Genomic DNA, 16580 nt, shown 5'->3' with positions numbered 1-16580 from the left:
ACGGTAGAAGACGAAAACAGCAACATCAGCACCTGTACGGCAACGGTGACCGTGGAAGATACGATTGCGCCGGTTGCGCTTTGCCAGGACCTTACCGTACAATTAGATGATGGGGGTGCCATAGTGCTGACGCCCGCTGAGGTCGATGCCGGTTCTACTGATGGCTGCGGCCTATCGGGGCTGTCACTGGATGTAGATGAGTTTGGCTGTGGGGAAGTCGGCTTGCAGGTCGTCACCCTCACTACAACCGACACCAATGGCAACAGCAACACCTGCACATCCAATATCATAGTGGAAGACAGCGTGGCCCCTGTGGCGCTTTGCCAGGACGTGACCGTACAGCTGGATGCTCTGGGCAACGCAAGCCTTACCGCGGCAGAAATCGACAACGGTTCCGGTGACGCCTGCGGTATTGAAATCCTGACCCTGGATGTTTCCGCCTTCGGCTGCGGTGATGTAGGCTCCGAAACTGTAACCCTGACCGTGGAAGACGAAAACGGCAATACCAGCACCTGTACTGCAGTAGTTACAGTGGAGGACAACATCGCGCCAAGCCTGGACTGCCAGGATATTACCGTTCAGCTTGATGGCGATGGTCTGGCCAACATCAGCCCTGCCCAAATTGGCGGAAGCCCTGGCGATGGTTGTGGGGTGTTTAGCGCTGCACTGGATGTCAGTGGCTTCGACTGTGGCGATGTGGGCCCGAACACCGTGACTTTAACGGTAGAAGACGAAAACAGCAACATCAGCACCTGTACGGCAACGGTGACCGTGGAAGATACGATTGCGCCGGTTGCGCTTTGCCAGGACCTTACCCTGCAATTGGATACCGGAGGCGCTGTATTGCTGACGCCGGGTCAACTGGACAACGGTTCAACGGATGCCTGTGGTATTACACTTGCATTCGGAGATGCCCTGCCTGCCGTAATTGAGTTTGGCTGTGGGGATGTCGGTGTACAAATCATATCATTGATCGCAACCGACACCAACGGCAACAGCAACGCCTGCACATCCAATATCACAGTGGAAGACACCGTGGCCCCTGTGGCGTTTTGCCAGGACGTGACCGTACAACTGGATGCTCTGGGCAACGCAAGCCTTACCGCGGCAGAAATCGACAACGGTTCCGGTGACGCCTGCGGTATTGAAAGCCTGAGCCTGGATGTTTCCGCCTTCGGCTGCGGTGATGTAGGTTCCGAAACCGTAACGCTGACCGTGGAAGACGAGAACGGTAATACCAGCACTTGCACTGCTGAGGTTACGGTTGAGGACAACACCGTACCTGTAGCCGTTTGCCAGAACCTGACCGTTGAGTTGGATGCAAGCGGAATGGCTTTCATCTCCGTCAATCAGATTGACAACGGCTCATTTGATGCTTGCGGTCTGGCTGAACGAGGGCTAAATATTGCCAGTTTTGATTGCGAGGATATTGGTCCGAACAACGTTCTGCTCACCGTAGAGGACTTCAGTGGCAACATGAGTGCCTGTATGGCCGTAGTGACCGTGGTAGACAATACGGCTCCTGAAGCCTTATGCCAGAATGTGACGGTTCAGTTGGATGCTGCGGGAATGGGCAGCCTGTCTGCTGCTCAGGTAAATAACGGCTCGAACGATGCCTGTGGCGTTGCCGAAGTCGCAATCGACCAATCTGAATTCACCTGTAATGATTTGGGAGCCAATTCAGTAATTCTTGCGGTTACAGATAATAACGGCAACAGCAACATCTGTACCGCCACGGTAACCGTTGAGGACAACGTTGCTCCTCAGGCGCTTTGCCAGGACATCACCGTTGCGCTGGATGCCTCCGGAAATGCTACAATTACTGCCGGTCAAATTGATAATGGATCGAATGATGCCTGCAGCGTTCTGCAACTCAGTCTTGATCAGACCGTATTTGATTGTGGTGATGTTGGTGAAAATACGGTCACGCTTTCCGTAACGGATGTAAATGGCAATCTTAGCACCTGTACCGCTACGGTTTCGGTGGAGGATAATACGATTCCCGCGGCACTCTGCGAAGACCGGACCGTACAACTTGACGCTTCCGGTGCAGGAAGTATTACTCCCGGCCAGGTCTTCGAAGGTGAGATTGATCCTTGCGGGCTCGCCAGCCTCAGTCTGGACAAGACCACTTTTGATTGCAATGATGTAGGTACAAATACAGTCACACTTACCGCAACTGACGTCAATGGCAATACCAGCACTTGTACTTCTACGGTCACGGTAGTGGATAATGTAGCTCCACAGGCGCTTTGCCAGGACGTTACGGTACAGCTTGATGCCTCTGGCAACGGTGCTCTGAGCACCGCCCAGGTAGATAGCGGTTCTGGCGATGGGTGCGGCATTTTCAGCCTAAGCCTGGACAAGACTGCTTTTGATTGCGGTGATGTAGGTACAAATACAGTCACGCTTACCGCAACAGACGTTAATGGCAACACCAGCACCTGTACTTCTACGGTCACGGTCGTGGACAACGTCGCCCCACAGGCGTTGTGTGAAGATGTGACGGTACAGCTCGATGCCTTTGGCAACGGTGCCCTGAGTGCCGCCCAGGTAAACGGCGGTTCCAACGATGCCTGCGACATTTCCAGTCTAAGCCTGAGCCAGACGAGCTTCAATTGTGAAGATGTGGGCAGCCAGAGTGTTGAGCTGACAGTAACGGATCTCAACGGCAACAGCAGCACTTGCACGGTCAACGTAACGGTCGTGGACAACGTCGCTCCACAGGCGTTGTGTGAAGATGTGACGGTGCAGCTTGATGCCTTCGGCAGCGGTGCTCTGAACACAGACCAGATAGATGGCGGTTCAGGTGATGCCTGTAGCCTTTCCGGCCTGAGCCTGAGCCAGACGAGCTTCGGTTGTGTGGATGTGGGCAGCCAGACTGTTACCCTGACCGTGACTGACCTCAATGGCAACAGCAGCACTTGTACTTCTACGGTCACCGTGGAAGACAACATCGCACCAGAAGCGCTGTGTGAAGATGCGACGGTACAGCTTGATGCCTTTGGCAACGGTGCCCTGAACACAGACCAGATAGATGGCGGTTCAGGTGATGCCTGTAGCCTTTCCGGCCTGAGCCTGAGCCAGACGAGCTTCGATTGCAGTGATGTGGGCATCCGGAGCGTTACGTTAACAGCCACGGACGTCAACGGCAACAGCAGCACTTGTACTTCTACGGTCACGGTCGTGGACAACGTCGCTCCACAGGCGTTGTGTGAAGATGTGACGGTGCAGCTTGATGCCTTTGGCAACGGTGCCCTGAACACAGACCAGATAGATGGCGGTTCAGGTGATGCGTGTGGCATTTCCAGCCTAAGTCTGAGCCAGACGAGCTTCGATTGTGAAGATGTGGGCAGCGCGAGTGTTGAGCTGACCGTGACTGACCTCAATGGCAATAGCAGCACCTGCACGGCCAATGTGACGGTCGTGGACAACGTCGCTCCACAGGCGTTGTGTGAAGATGTGACAGTGCAGCTTGATGCTTCCGGCAATGCTAGTCTGACTGCTGCCCAGGTGGACGGTAGTTCGTCGGATGCCTGTGGAATCGCTACCCGTAGCCTGAATGTGAACAGCTTTGACTGTGGTGATATTGGTACGCAATCCATCACCTTGACAGTGGTTGACAACAACGGCAACAGCAGCAGTTGTACGGCCACCGTAACGGTAGCAGACAACGTAGCCCCTCAGGCCCTTTGCCAGGACCTCACCGTTCAGTTGGATGACTTTGGCGAAGGTTTCCTTACCCCCGGACAAGTCAATAACGGCTCCAACGATGCATGCGAAATCGCTACGCTAAGTCTTGATAAAACGGAGTTTAGCTGTGACGATGTAGGGGCTCAGACCGTCACGCTCACCGCCACCGATGTCAATGGCAATAGCAGTTCCTGCACGGCCAATATTACTGTAGAGGACAATATCGCCCCGGTTGCCCAGTGCCAGGACCTGACGATTCAGCTGGGTATGAATGGTTCGGCCAGTATCACCGTTGCAGATATTGAAAATGGCTCCACGGATGCCTGTGGGGTATCAGGGCTGGCTTTGGATATCACTACTTTTGGTATTGCTGATGTAGGTGATAATACTGTTACGCTCACCGTAACTGACGATAATGACAATAGCAGCACTTGTACTGCTACCGTAACTGTAGAGAACAACTTCGCACCCCCAACAGGAGGCATAGAAAGCAACCGTAGTCAAAGTAAGGATTCAAGTGTGCGCTACCAGGCTAAAGTCTTCCCGAACCCGACACTTGGCGTTTTCACCCTGCGCTTTGAGCAGCCACTTCAAGCTCCGGCCCACGCGATACTCCGCAATGATTTGGGACAGGTGATTAGTCAGGTGACCTTGCCGGAAGGAACCAAAGACCACAGATGGAGCAACGTCTACCTCGCTGCCGGTCTGTACTATCTCGAAGTGCAACATGCAGATGGTAACCGGGAAATACTGAAAATTGTCCGGAAGCAGTTCTAAACCTGCTATTTTGTTTAGGCTTTTGAAACCTGATGATGAGGCTGTCTCTTGATACAGAGGCAGCCTCAATGGTTATTACCTGCTTTCCAGTTTTCATGCTCGCCAGGAATGCCTGTAGTCTGCTCTTGGTTGCCAGAGGAACAATTTCCCGGAAATGTGTTGCCGATTCGCTAAATTGTGTTCTCCGCAAAGCTGGAATGTGCTCACCTTTGCACTAAAGAAATGCAGTAATAATGTCTGACCAGTTTTTAAAGATCGAATCCATTTCCCAGCTCCATGAACTTTTGGGCTGTGATAAGCCCAAGCACCCGCTCATCACCGTACTTGACCCGCAGGAGCTACAGGTCTCCCCTCAAATGAGGAATGTACGCGTAGTCTCCAACTTCTACGCTGTATGGCTGAAAACAACCGATTGCGGAATAGAGTACGGGCGCAACCACTACGATTTCGAGGAAGGCGCACTGGTCTTCACCGCTCCGCAGCAAGTCGTATCGGTAAGCGGGGAAGTGGCAGAAGATGAAGAAGGCTGGATGCTGTTTTTTCACCCCGACCTGATCCGCGCTACGAGCCTGGGGAAAAAAATCGGGCAGTACACGTTCTTCTCCTATGAGATCCACGAAGCCCTGCACCTGTCCGATGCAGAAAAGGACACGATCACGCAGTGCATCCGCAACATCAAAGAGGAGTACGAGCAGCGCATTGATGATCACAGCCAAAACGTTATCGTTACCAATATCGAGCTGCTGCTCAACTATTGTGCCCGCTACTACGCCCGGCAGTTCAATACCCGTACTACGGCTAATAAAGGCCTGTTGACCCGCTTTGAGCGTGCATTGAAAGACTACTTTGAGTCTGAGCAGCTGATTCAGCAGGGTACGCCCTCTGTACAACACCTGGCAGAACAGGTTCACCTTTCAGCGGATTACCTTAGCGACCTGCTGAAAAAAGAAACCGGCCGGTCCGCTAAAGACCATATCAATAATTTTGTGGTGGAACGGGCCAAATACCTGCTCCTGAACAGTCAGGACACCATCAGCGGCATTGCCTATGAGCTGGGCTTTAATTACCCGCACTACTTCAGCCGCCTGTTTAAAGCAAAAACGGGGCAAACACCACAGGAATTCCGTTCGTTAAATTAAGCATCATTTCTGCCGTAGTCAGCTGTTCACCGGGTGCTAAAGCCATTGGTAGAATAGTCTGCTGCGGCCCATTCCATACAAACATTAAAATTCAAACTCGATGACCACGATAGATCAAAGTAAACCCGTAATGGTAACCGGCGCTACCGGGTACGTAGCCGGATGGCTGGTGAAGCAACTCCTCGAAGCCGGCCTAACGGTCCACGCTGCGGTCAGGAACCCTTCAAAAACCGAAAAAATTGCCCACCTGGAGCAGATTGCTGCCGCATCAAAAGGCTCCATCAAATACTTTAAAGCTGATCTGCTGAAAGACGGTTCCTACGCCGAGGCTATGGAAGGCTGCGAACTCGTTTACCACACCGCTTCCCCCTTTACCTCCAACTTTGAAGACGCACAAAGAGACCTTGTAGACCCTGCGGTCCTGGGTACAAAAAATGTGCTGGAGCAAGCCAACAAAACGGCCTCCGTCAAGCGGGTAGTCCTCACCAGCAGCTGCGCTTCCATCTATACCGATGCCATTGAAGTGAAAAATGCCCCTAATGGCGTACTTACCGAAGACATCTGGAATACCACTGCCTCCCTGGATTATCAGCCCTATTCCTACTCCAAGACCATGGCGGAGCGTGCCGCCTGGGAGATTAATGAAAAGCAGGACCGCTGGGACCTCGTGGTCATCAACCCCTGCCTGGTGATGGGCCCGCCCCTCAATCCTAAAGCCACAACTTCCGAAAGCTTCAACCTGCTCAAGCAACTGGGCGATGGTACCCTTAAGACCGGTGTACCTAATGTCGGTATCGGCCTGGTGGATGTACGCGATGTCGCTGATGCTCACTTTCAGGCGGGGTTCCGCCCGGAGGCAGAAGGCCGGCATATCACCTGCGGGCACAATACCAACTTTCTGGCATTAGCCCAGGCTTTACAGCCCAAATACGGCAAAGACTATCCGGTGCCTAAGAATGCCCTGCCTAAGTGGCTGGTGGTTCTTGCCGGCCCGTTGTTGGACAAATCTCTGGACCGCAAGTTTCTGCGCAACAACGTCAACCACGTCTGGCGTGCGGACAACAGCAAGAGCCGGGAGAAGCTGGGGGTCACATACCGGCCTATGCAGGAAACGATGGAAGACTCCTTTGCAGCGCTTATTGAGGCAGGGGTGTTTTAAAGCCCCTCTTTCTGTAAGCAATCAGGCTCAGAATAAGAGCAGAACCTGAAATCAGGGTCATGATGGTGCCAGGAATAAAATTCACATATCCCCCCAGGTCCAAAAATAAAAAATACCCTAAGTCTGCCAGGCCTCCGACCAGAGCGGCCAGGCCTACGGCAAGCCATTTTTGTTTCCAGACCCAAAAGCTGCCAATCAAAGTGACCAGCCCAAACCACAGGAGGTTGAAGCCATGCTGGCTCAGTATGCCGGCTAACGCATTTGGATAGGATTGGTCAAGCTTGTCGCCTGATACCGCATCGGCAATGCCACCAATAGCAGTGCTTATTTCGCCACTAAGCGCAAAGGTGATAGTCGCTGCACCGGCAAAAACATGAACGATGCCCCATATTGCCCATAACACGGCAACGATTTTAAGAATTAAGGATGGATTCATAAGAATTGGTTTTGAATGGTGTGGGGGCAAATACCCTCACCTGCGATGACTTACAACGTTTTACAATACACAGCCTCAAATGCAATGCGCTATTTGAAGCCTTGCTTTCGTAGGTTAAGGAGTTCTTCTTTTCTCAGCCAAACCAGTAGCCCGGACAAAATCAGCAGTACGAGGGGTGGAATAAAAGGCTCCCCAACGCGAATATGGGTGCCGATTGCGCCCAGCAGGAGTAAAGCAAGCCCGATAGCTGCAAGCGCTCGCCATTTTTTCAGGTACATGCCAACAGCAGCTGCTATTTCACAGAGACCTATAAAGTACATCATATTTTTGGAGATCCCCCACCGTTCAAAGTTCAGGACCATTTCAGCCTGCCCGGTTATTTTCGTAATGCCCGCCATAAGGAATGCCAGGGAAAGCAGTACTGCAATTATCCAGGCTAGTATATTCTTGGTTTTCATAATAAATACCGTGTTTGGTTTTCAAACACAATATTGGGCAGAACCGGGGAGAATAGCATTAATCTAGATTAAGGATTTGGCCCTATCATTTGAATAGAGCGTTATCGCTTTCTATGCCATTCACTTTTGAGCTTACTCAGTGCCTCAGGCGTTATACCGAGGTAAGAAGCAACCATTCGCTGGGGTACTCTTTGCAGTAAGTTGGGGTAAGTAGCGGTAAAATGCTGGTATCTTTCCAGTGCGGGAGTGCTCATCAACATAAGCACCCGCTCCTGTAATACGGCTATCCTCCGGAGCAGGGCAGCAGTATTCAGGTTGGGGCTTTGCAGGTCCTTTTCTAAAATGAGCACTTCGGTATCTTCAAGGGCATCAATAAATAAATCACAGGCAGTATCCGGTGGATGGCTATCGGCAATAATCCAACCTTCCGGAGCAAACATGAAGATATGCTCCTTCCCTTTGGCATCTATGATATAGCTGCGCAATAAGCCCTTTTTGACCCGGTATACCTTGGTGTACCGTTCGCCAGTGCGTTGGAGGATTTTTCCTTTGGGAATGGAAGTTAAATCAGGCATAAGTAAGCATTACATCAATATTCCTTTCCTGGCTTTGATTGCCGGAGGCAGATCTGTTTCCCCCAGCATTTCTCTAAGGTCAATCTCAATCACCCTGCATAGCGATAGCATCGGAATATCGTTTGCCATGCCCTGGAAAGGGTTTTCAGAGTAATCGCCAACCACCTCCATCATCACGTAGACCCAGCCAATAAGTGCTGTGATCGGAATAGACATCCAGAAGCCCCATTCCCCGAGCTCCATGAGTTCAGGGATCATCGCGAAGGGTAACAGGAAGATGAAAATCCCCACAAAATACCGGCTCATATTGGCATACTGCCGGGGCAGGGGGAATTTCTTGATACGTTCGCATTTGCCCTGATGATCATAGAAATCATAAAGGAGCTTCATGAGTTCCATATGACGGAAATCATCAATTAGCCCCTGTTCGCGAATGGCTGTCAGGTCCCGGGACTGCGCATTAATGATTTGGGTGGCGGTGTTGACATTATTGATAAGTTGGTCATGTTCTGCTTTTGGCAGGAACAACGCTAACTCTGTCCGGGTCACCTGGTCATCCACAAGACCGACTCCGAACTCTCTTTGGTAGAAATCAGCCGTTCGGGCAAGGTGTCCACCCTGGCTGATATGTTCCCAAGGTGTGGGCATCAGCAGTTGACTGCGCAGCGCGTAAAGCCAGCCAATGTGCCGGTAAATCAGCTGCTTTTTTATATCTTTAATCACCTTATCGGGTTGAGGATCGTCTGCAAACAAATTGGAGACAAAGCTATCAATATAGGTTCCCCACGCCCGACTGGTATTGATGATCGCTCCCCATATTTTCCGGGCTTCCCACATTCGGTCGTAGGCGCTGTTGTTTTTGAAGCCAACATAAAAGGCCACAGCCGTTCCAATGACTGAAACTGGCAACCAGGGAATACTAAAGTTGAGCCATTCGTAGCGGTATAAAAAGGCAATAGCGGTTGCCCCGCTCACTAACCATAGTATATGGTGGCCAGACCATCGGATGAGTTTTCCTACACTGACACTTTTGGTAACAATCATATGAATTGGGGTTTAGTTGTAATCTTCCCACCACGGACTGGTCGGTAGCGGAGCTTCACTGGTTAACCTTTGCCCGATTTTCGGGACAGCAATTGGCAACTGCTCCTGTTGTGCCGCCTTAACAAATCTTTGTACCGGATCCCGCCAGTCGTGTGGGGCAAGCTTGAAGCCGCCCCAGTGTACCGGCGTGCTCACTTTTGCACCTGCTTCAATCGCCACCTGCACCGCTTCCTCCGGCAGGGCATGTATCTGCGTCCAGAGTTTGTAGTACTGCCCGCATTCCATAAAGGCCCAGTCGAAGGGGCCGAAGCGCTCCCCAATTTCCCGGAAGTGGGTGTCATAACCGCCATCGCCGCTCCAGTAGACCTTGTAGTCCGGTACCTGAAAGACCCAGCCGCCCCACAGACATTTGGTCCGGTCGGTCAGGCCACGCCCGGAAAAGTGACGGGAGGGAGTAAAGGTGAAGGTTATGTCACCCAACTGCCCCTGATCCCACCAGTCGAGTTCGGTGATGCGTTCGGGAGCAATACCCCAGCGTACCAAATGGCGCTTGACCCCAAGGGCAACGAAATAATGCCCAACCTTGCCTTTGAGGCGCTGAATGCTCTGGTAGTCCAGGTGGTCGTAATGGTCGTGGGTAAGAAATACGGCATCCAGTTCCGGCAACTGCTGAATAAGCCCAAGGGTATTTTCGCTAAACCGATTGGTGCGAATGGGGCCAACTGGTGACGCATCCGGGCCAAACATAGGGTCAATGAGTAGGTTCTGACCGCCTAACCGCATCAGACAAACCGAATGCCCGTACCAAATAAACTGGAAAGGAGCCGTTGAGCCGGACCAGGCTTTCTGGTCAAAGGGCTCAACCGGGATGGGGCGCTGTGGAATCTTGCGTTTGGCATCTTTCAAGTTGGCTCTGATCAGTTCGGGGAGATTGGAGAGGTTGACGTCATCGCTTGTCGGGCTTTGGTTAACAAAAATCTGCCCGTTCCACTGTGGCGACTGAGTGTACTTTTGCTGGTGCTTAGCCGTGACCGGACCGCCAAACTGTGGGTTGTAGTTCAGGTAAGCCCAAAGGGCAACCGCGCAACTGGCAAATAAGAGGAGAATACTGATTAAGATCAAAGCGATTTGGTTTTTAAAGGTCTGTGAAAATCCTGGTTCTGGCACTTTCCAGGCTCAATCCGGTGCGGTCTTGCTTTAAAAAGCGGCATACCCTGTTCTGTACGCCGGGTTCTCAACGCCCTTGCTCTGCTCGTGCTGTTGATGCAGACTGCTATTCAAAAGGGCTGTACTGCGCTCAGTTTCAAGCGTTGGAGTTTCAAAGAAAAGTAAAGTTTGAGGGTTATTGCGGGTACGTGGGCTGATTCCCGGAAAAATGTTAGGATTTCCTGAATAAATGCGGAAAAGAACGATGAGAATCCCCGAACTTGTGGCTATAACGTTCAACCATCCGGCATGTTCTGTCAGTAACCGGGAGCAGACTGGAAAGAAAGGAAGAAAGATTTTGCCTTACTTTTGGAGATAGCTGCCTTCCGGATAGATCCGAAAAAATGAAGTACACCTAAACCTTTGATCATGATAAATAGAACTTACCGTGTCTGCTTAGTAGCCTGTTTGGTTATCCCCGGGCTCGTTGTAGGGCTGGGCTATTCTAAGGAGCCGGCTTCTGGCCCTGTGCCTACGGTACCCTCGGCCTCAGCTCAGACCGAACTAACACCGGAGAAAGCCTTCGACCTTATGATGCAGGTGCTGACCCATAAGCGCTGTGTTAATTGCCACCCATCCGATGATTATCCGCGACAAGGGGAGGACAGCCATATCCATAATTTTGAAGTGCAGCGAGGCCCTGAGAACCATGGAGTTGCCGCGCTACAGTGCCAGACCTGCCACCAACAGGAGAACAACAACCACTCAGGGGTACCCGGAGCGCCGGAGTGGAGCCTGGCGCCCCGGAAGATGGCCTGGCAGGGGCTGTCCCGTGTAGAAATTGCAAAGTCAATGCTCAATCCGGAAAATAACGGCGGCAGGACGCTGGCCGAAACGGTACACCACCTCACGGAGCACGAGTTGGTGCTCTGGGCCTGGGAACCGGGCGTCGATGCGAATGGCACCCCGCGGGAAAAGCCGCCCGTACCTAAAGCGGAATACATCAAAGCCGTGAAAACCTGGGCTGCGGGCGGCGCTCCGATCCCCGAAGAATAATCTGATCAACCGGAAAATAAACCATCATGACTATTTCATTCAACATAAACGGGAAGCCCACTTCCCTTGACGTGGACGGCGATACGCCCCTGCTGTGGGTCGTTCGGGATATGCTTGACCTGAAAGGCACTAAATTTGGCTGCGGCAAGGCGGCCTGTGGCGCCTGTACCCTCCATGTGGATGGCAAGGCAATCCGCTCCTGTTCCTACGCCGTGAAGTACGCAGAGGGAAAAAACATCACCACCATCGAAGGGCTCTCCGATGGGGATCAACTGCACCCCGTTCAGCAAGCTTGGATGGAAGAGGTAGTCCCGCAGTGTGGCTATTGTCAGCCGGGTTTTATGATGGCCACAGCAGCTTTGCTGGAACAAATTCCCCACCCTACTGATGAAGATATTGACAACAATATCGTCAATGTTTGCCGTTGTGCTACTTACTACCGCATGCGGAAAGCCATCCACCGGGCAGCCGATATCCAATCACAAAACGCCAAAACCCAAACCTCATGAGCGACACAAAACCTAAAAAGAAATTCTCCAGAAGGAAATTTATCATTCGGTCGACCGTAGGGGTGGGCGTAGCCATTGGCGCTACCTATTTTACCCGGCCGCTGTGGCGGCGCACTCTTGCCAGTCTGGCTAATTCTGCGGAAACACCCTACATGGGCAATACCGATGAGCCTCGCTTATGGTTTGAAGTCACTGCTGAAAATGAGGTCATCCTCAACTCGCCCAAGGTGGAAATGGGGCAGGGCACCTTCACCGGGCTTGCCCAAATCGCAGCGGACGAATTGGAGGTGAATATTCAGCAAATAAAAGTCATACATGCACCAACCGATTCCGGCAATATCGATGGAATGTCCACGGGCGGGAGCCTTTCGATTTCCGGACTCTGGCAACCCCTGCGGGAACTGGCTGCAACTATGCGCGAGATGCTGAAGATCGAAGCGGCAAAACAGCTGGGCGCAGAGGTCACTGCTTTGAGTGTCAGCGATGGCGTAGTATCAGCCAACGGCCAATCATTAACCTACGGCGAGATCGTAAAGAACGTAACCGAGTGGGAAATGCCGGACACGCCTCCGCTCAAAGATGTTTCGGCCTATAAATATGTGGGTAAGCCAATCCCCCGGGTTGACCTGAAAGACAAAGTTTTGGGCGCTCCGATGTTTGGGATGGATGCCAGCCTGCCGGGTATGCTTTTTGGCGCGGTCGTTCGTCCGGACCAAGTCGGTGCCACCTTTGTGGAGGCAGATACGAGCAAGGCTGAAAATATGCCCGGGGTGGTCAAAATTGTCACGGAGCCCGACTTTGTAGGCGTAGTTGCCACATCCCGTATGGAGGCCGAACAGGCCCGGCAGGCCATCAAAGCAGTCTGGAAGACTGACCGGAACTGGCAGTCGGAGGATATCGAGGCTATGATTAAAGTGGGGCAGGGTGATCCGGTGACCATCCAAAAGTCGGGCCGTGCCAAACGCATACTGAACAATGAGGAAGATGTCGTCACGGCTGAATTTACCAGCCCGATTGGTGCACATGCCCAACTGGAGCCCAATGGCGCGGTCGCACATGTAGAGGGAGATAAAGCAACGGTAATTATGTCCACACAGGTGGTAAATCTGACCCGAAAGGAAGTAGCCGACCGGCTTGGACTGGCTCCGGAAGCTGTGAACCTTATCCCCACTTATCTCGGTGGTGGGTTCGGGCGGCGGTTGCACACGCCCAACGCGGTTCAGGCGGCTGTGCTTTCCAAGGCGGTGGGCAAGCCTGTGAAGTGCTTTTTCAATCGGAAGGAGGAGTTTCAGAACGATACCTTCCGGCCACCAACCCACCACATTATGCGTGGCAAGCTGGATGAAAACGGCAAAATCAAAGCGATTGAGCATAACTTGTCTAGTGGTGACGTCATGTTCGGTTCCCCTATGTTCCCCGGCATTGCAGAGCCTATTCTGGGGGCCGATATTGGCGCCTGGCGGGGTGGTATGATTCAGTACCGGGCTATCCCCAACTTACGTACCGTTTCATGGCGGGTGAAACTCCCTTTCGCGACCAGCTGGTGGCGGAGCCTGGGCCTTCTGGCTAATACCTTCGCTATCGAGAGTTTTATGGACGAACTGGCCATCAAGGCAGGGAAGGACCCTGTGCAGTTCCGCCTGGAGCACATTCAGGACGATGAAGCAGGCTACCGGTTGAGTGAGGTGATTAAAGCAGCGGCTCAAAAAGCGGGGTGGAAAGACGAAGTCGTCAACGGCAGAGCTATGGGGTTTGCAGCTTCAACGGATGCCAATACCCCCTGTGCCCACGTTGTTGAGGTGACGATGGAGGATGGGCAAATCAAAGTCCAAAAAGTTACCTGTGCGATTGATCCCGGTATGGCGGTCAACCCTGATCAGATCCGGGCACAGTGCGAAGGCAACATCATTATGGGGCAGAGTGCAGCCATGTACGAGCGCATGATCGTGAAAGATGGCCAGCTTCTGCCCAGCATATACGGGCCTTACCGAATGGCGCTGATGCGGGATGCACCCCGGGAAATTGACGTCGTCATACTGGAAAACGGTGATGCGCCAGGTGCCGTTGGTGAACCCCCGATGGGACCCATTGGTGCAGCGATTGCCAACGCAGCTTTCCGGCTCACCGGGGAGCGGCTTCGGTCTATGCCGTTAGTCAGCAGTTAAAAGCAGATTAGTAGCGGTAATAGCAGGGGGGGCGGGAGGAGCAGGGAACTGTAACCCTTTTGCCTGAGGTCCGGTTCTGGTCTCGAAATGAGCCTGTAGAATAAAAGGCCTGCCCTGGCCGGTTCCCAAAAAAAATGCCATATTTGTCCAGACTACAAAACGGCATACATGAGCAATCCATACCTCGATCCTACCGGCGAAGAGTTTTCGCCCGATGAGCAAAGCACTGAAGTACAGCTCCGGCCCCAGGCCCTGGATGACTTTAGCGGGCAGCCTAAGATCGTGGAGAACTTACAGATTTTTATTCAGGCGGCCCTGGGCAGGGGAGAAGCTCTGGACCATGTACTTTTGCATGGCCCTCCGGGCTTGGGCAAGACTACCCTTTCTCATATCATTGCCAACGAACTGCAGGCAGAGCTAAAAATGACCTCCGGGCCGGTACTGGAAAAACCGGGCGACCTGGCAGGCCTGCTCACCAATCTGGAAGAAGGCGATGTCCTCTTCATTGATGAAATCCACCGCCTCAATACCGTGGTGGAAGAGTACCTGTACTCGGCAATGGAGGACTATCGTATCGATATCATGATTGACAGTGGCCCCAATGCGCGGAGTATACAGATTGCCCTCAACCCTTTCACCCTGATTGGGGCTACCACGCGTATGGGCCTGCTCACTGCGCCCATGCGTGCCCGTTTCGGCATCAACTGTCACCTGGATTATTACGATACCAAAACCCTTAATCGCATCATCAAGCGATCAGCCGGGATACTCGATGTTCCGATCACGGAAGATGGTGCCAAAGAGATTGCCCGCCGCAGCCGGGGTACGCCACGTATTGCCAATGCGTTGTTACGGCGTATCCGGGACTTTGCCCAAATTAAAGGGGACGGGACCATCGATCGCAAGATCGCAGAGTATGGCCTTTCTGCACTCAATGTAGACGAAGGAGGCTTGGATGAGATGGATAACAAGATTTTATCGACCATCATTCATAAGTTTAAAGGTGGCCCGGTGGGCATCACCACCATAGGTACGGCAGTAGGAGAGGAGGCTGGCACGATTGAAGAAGTACACGAGCCTTTCCTGATCATGGAGGGCTATATTCAACGGACGCCCCGTGGGCGGGAAGCAACGGAAAAGGCCTACAAACACCTGGGCGCTGTACCTCCCGGACGGGCTGGTACTTTGTTTGATGAGTAGGGTGATTTTTCAAACCGACCAAGGCGTCGCAATAACCCCCCTTCCGTGTATTCCGTGTATTCCGTGGTTCACCCCCTGCCCCCAGCGTGCTGTGGATAGAGGACCACAGAACACACAGAACACACAGACGATGTTTCGTGCTTCCAAGGCGTCGCAATTAACCCCCCTTCCGTGTATTCCGTGTATTCCGTGGTTCCCCCCCTGCCCCCAGCGTGCTGTGAATAGAGGACCACAGAACACACAGAACACACAGACGATGTTTCGTGCTTCCAAGGCGTCGCAATAACCCCCCCTTCCGTGTATTCCGTGTATTCCGTGGTTCCCCCCCTGCCCTCCAAAGCGTCGCAATACCCCCCCTTCCGTGTATTCCGTGTATTCCGTGGTTCCCCCCCCTGCCCTCCAAAGCGTCGCAATAACCCCCCTTCCGTGTATTCCGTGGTTTAAAACTCCCCCCCACCCAAAACGTCACAATTAATCGGCAAGTATAAAATCCCGGACTGAGAGTGGGCTATCGGCAGCAAGTCAGGTGGCGACTCAACAGGTGCCACTTAACTTAAAGGGGGAAGGAAGGTATGGTTTTTGGGCACCGGTATATCCTCCAGAGGAACGATTACATGAGGCTCGACGTTTCCACTTGAAATCTCCGGATCATGCCAACGATACCCATACCCAACTTCCAGACAGCCTTCCGGCAAAAAGCATTACAGAGACGAGACCTACAGCTGCGTCGCCTGACCAAAGCAGACGCACCACAACTGACCACCTATGCCAACAACCCAAAAATTGCCGCCAACCTCATGGACCGGTTTCCAAGCCCCTACACCCTGGAAAGTGCGCATTGGTTTATCAACTACGCAGCAGAAAATGAGGGAGAATCGGTTTTCGCCATCGATCGGGGAGAAGGGCTCATAGGCGTCATCAGCCTGATCTTCAAGCCCGATATTTACGCGGCCTCAGTAGAGCTAGGGTACTGGCTGGGCGAGCCATTCTGGGGACAAGGGATTATGACCGGGGCTATCTCGCTGATTGTCCAGCACGCCTTTGAAGACTTACAGCACAGCCGGGTGTATGCCAATGTCTTTCATACGAACACCTCTTCCCAACGGGTACTGGAGAAAGCAGGTTTCGAACGGGAGGGCATTGCCCGTAAAGCGATCGTGAAGAAGGGGCGGATATTAGATGTATGGACGTATGGGAAGGTGAACCCCAAACTGTGATGGGCT

The 16580-nt window shown here is 52.7% G+C and carries 13 protein-coding genes; 8 read left to right on the top strand and 5 right to left on the bottom strand.

Annotated elements, in window-relative coordinates:
- From RIC19_RS23500 to RIC19_RS23490, 3 genes are all read left to right on the top strand, one after another.
- Positions 1–4470 (top strand): T9SS type A sorting domain-containing protein (locus RIC19_RS23500; protein ID WP_502930855.1); only part of this gene is annotated, 4470 nt, incomplete at its 5' end.
- A gap of 233 nt (positions 4471–4703) precedes the next feature.
- Positions 4704–5609 carry a helix-turn-helix domain-containing protein gene (locus tag RIC19_RS23495; RefSeq protein ID WP_350180830.1) on the top strand — a complete coding sequence of 302 codons (906 nt, stop codon included), beginning with the start codon at positions 4704–4706 and terminating at the stop codon, positions 5607–5609.
- Between the two features lie 100 nt (positions 5610–5709).
- Entirely contained in the window at positions 5710–6768 is a 1059-nt protein-coding gene (locus RIC19_RS23490) for an NAD-dependent epimerase/dehydratase family protein (protein WP_350180829.1), read from the top strand.
- On the opposite strand, the gene RIC19_RS23485 is transcribed toward RIC19_RS23490, so the two are convergent.
- The 5 genes from RIC19_RS23485 to RIC19_RS23465 form a co-directional block, all read right to left on the bottom strand.
- Positions 6746–7204 (bottom strand): hypothetical protein, encoded by a 459-nt coding sequence (locus tag RIC19_RS23485; RefSeq protein WP_350180828.1) that lies wholly within the window; start codon positions 7202–7204, stop codon positions 6746–6748. The genes RIC19_RS23490 and RIC19_RS23485 overlap by 23 nt on opposite strands.
- Positions 7205–7293: 89 nt before the next feature.
- Positions 7294–7662 carry a DoxX family protein gene (locus tag RIC19_RS23480; protein ID WP_350180827.1) on the bottom strand — a complete coding sequence of 123 codons (369 nt, stop codon included), beginning with the start codon at positions 7660–7662 and terminating at the stop codon, positions 7294–7296.
- 101 nt (positions 7663–7763) lie between these two features.
- Entirely contained in the window at positions 7764–8237 is a 474-nt protein-coding gene (locus RIC19_RS23475) for a Crp/Fnr family transcriptional regulator (protein ID WP_350180826.1), read from the bottom strand.
- Positions 8238–8246: 9 nt separating this feature from the next.
- A complete protein-coding gene (locus tag RIC19_RS23470) occupies positions 8247–9281 on the bottom strand; it encodes a bestrophin family protein (protein ID WP_350180825.1) in 1035 nt (344 codons plus the stop codon).
- 12 nt (positions 9282–9293) lie between these two features.
- Positions 9294–10403 carry an MBL fold metallo-hydrolase gene (locus RIC19_RS23465; protein WP_350180824.1) on the bottom strand — a complete coding sequence of 370 codons (1110 nt, stop codon included), beginning with the start codon at positions 10401–10403 and terminating at the stop codon, positions 9294–9296.
- Positions 10404–10856: 453 nt separating this feature from the next.
- Here RIC19_RS23465 and RIC19_RS23460 point away from each other — a divergent pair, with 453 nt between their 5' ends.
- From RIC19_RS23460 to RIC19_RS23440, 5 genes are all read left to right on the top strand, one after another.
- Entirely contained in the window at positions 10857–11483 is a 627-nt protein-coding gene (locus RIC19_RS23460; RefSeq protein WP_350180823.1) for a hypothetical protein, read from the top strand.
- A gap of 26 nt (positions 11484–11509) precedes the next feature.
- Positions 11510–11992: a (2Fe-2S)-binding protein gene (locus RIC19_RS23455; RefSeq protein WP_350180822.1), complete on the top strand. Its 483-nt coding sequence runs from the start codon at positions 11510–11512 to the stop codon at positions 11990–11992.
- Positions 11989–14157 (top strand): xanthine dehydrogenase family protein molybdopterin-binding subunit, encoded by a 2169-nt coding sequence (locus tag RIC19_RS23450; RefSeq protein ID WP_350180821.1) that lies wholly within the window; start codon positions 11989–11991, stop codon positions 14155–14157. Before RIC19_RS23455 ends, RIC19_RS23450 begins: the two co-directional genes overlap by 4 nt.
- A 168-nt stretch (positions 14158–14325) precedes the next feature.
- On the top strand, positions 14326–15357 hold the full coding sequence (ruvB, locus tag RIC19_RS23445; protein ID WP_350180820.1) for a Holliday junction branch migration DNA helicase RuvB: 1032 nt from the start codon (positions 14326–14328) through the stop codon (positions 15355–15357).
- Positions 15358–16007: 650 nt separating this feature from the next.
- Positions 16008–16574, top strand: coding sequence for a GNAT family N-acetyltransferase (locus tag RIC19_RS23440; RefSeq protein ID WP_350180819.1), 567 nt, complete (start codon positions 16008–16010; stop codon positions 16572–16574).
- The last annotated feature ends 6 nt before the right edge of the window (positions 16575–16580 follow it).

It is taken from the genome of Phaeodactylibacter sp. (assembly GCF_040219495.1).
Taxonomy (GTDB): domain Bacteria; phylum Bacteroidota; class Bacteroidia; order Chitinophagales; family Saprospiraceae; genus Phaeodactylibacter.
The sequence above is the reverse complement of the archived record's forward strand: the minus strand, read 5'-3'. Positions and strand labels throughout refer to the sequence as shown.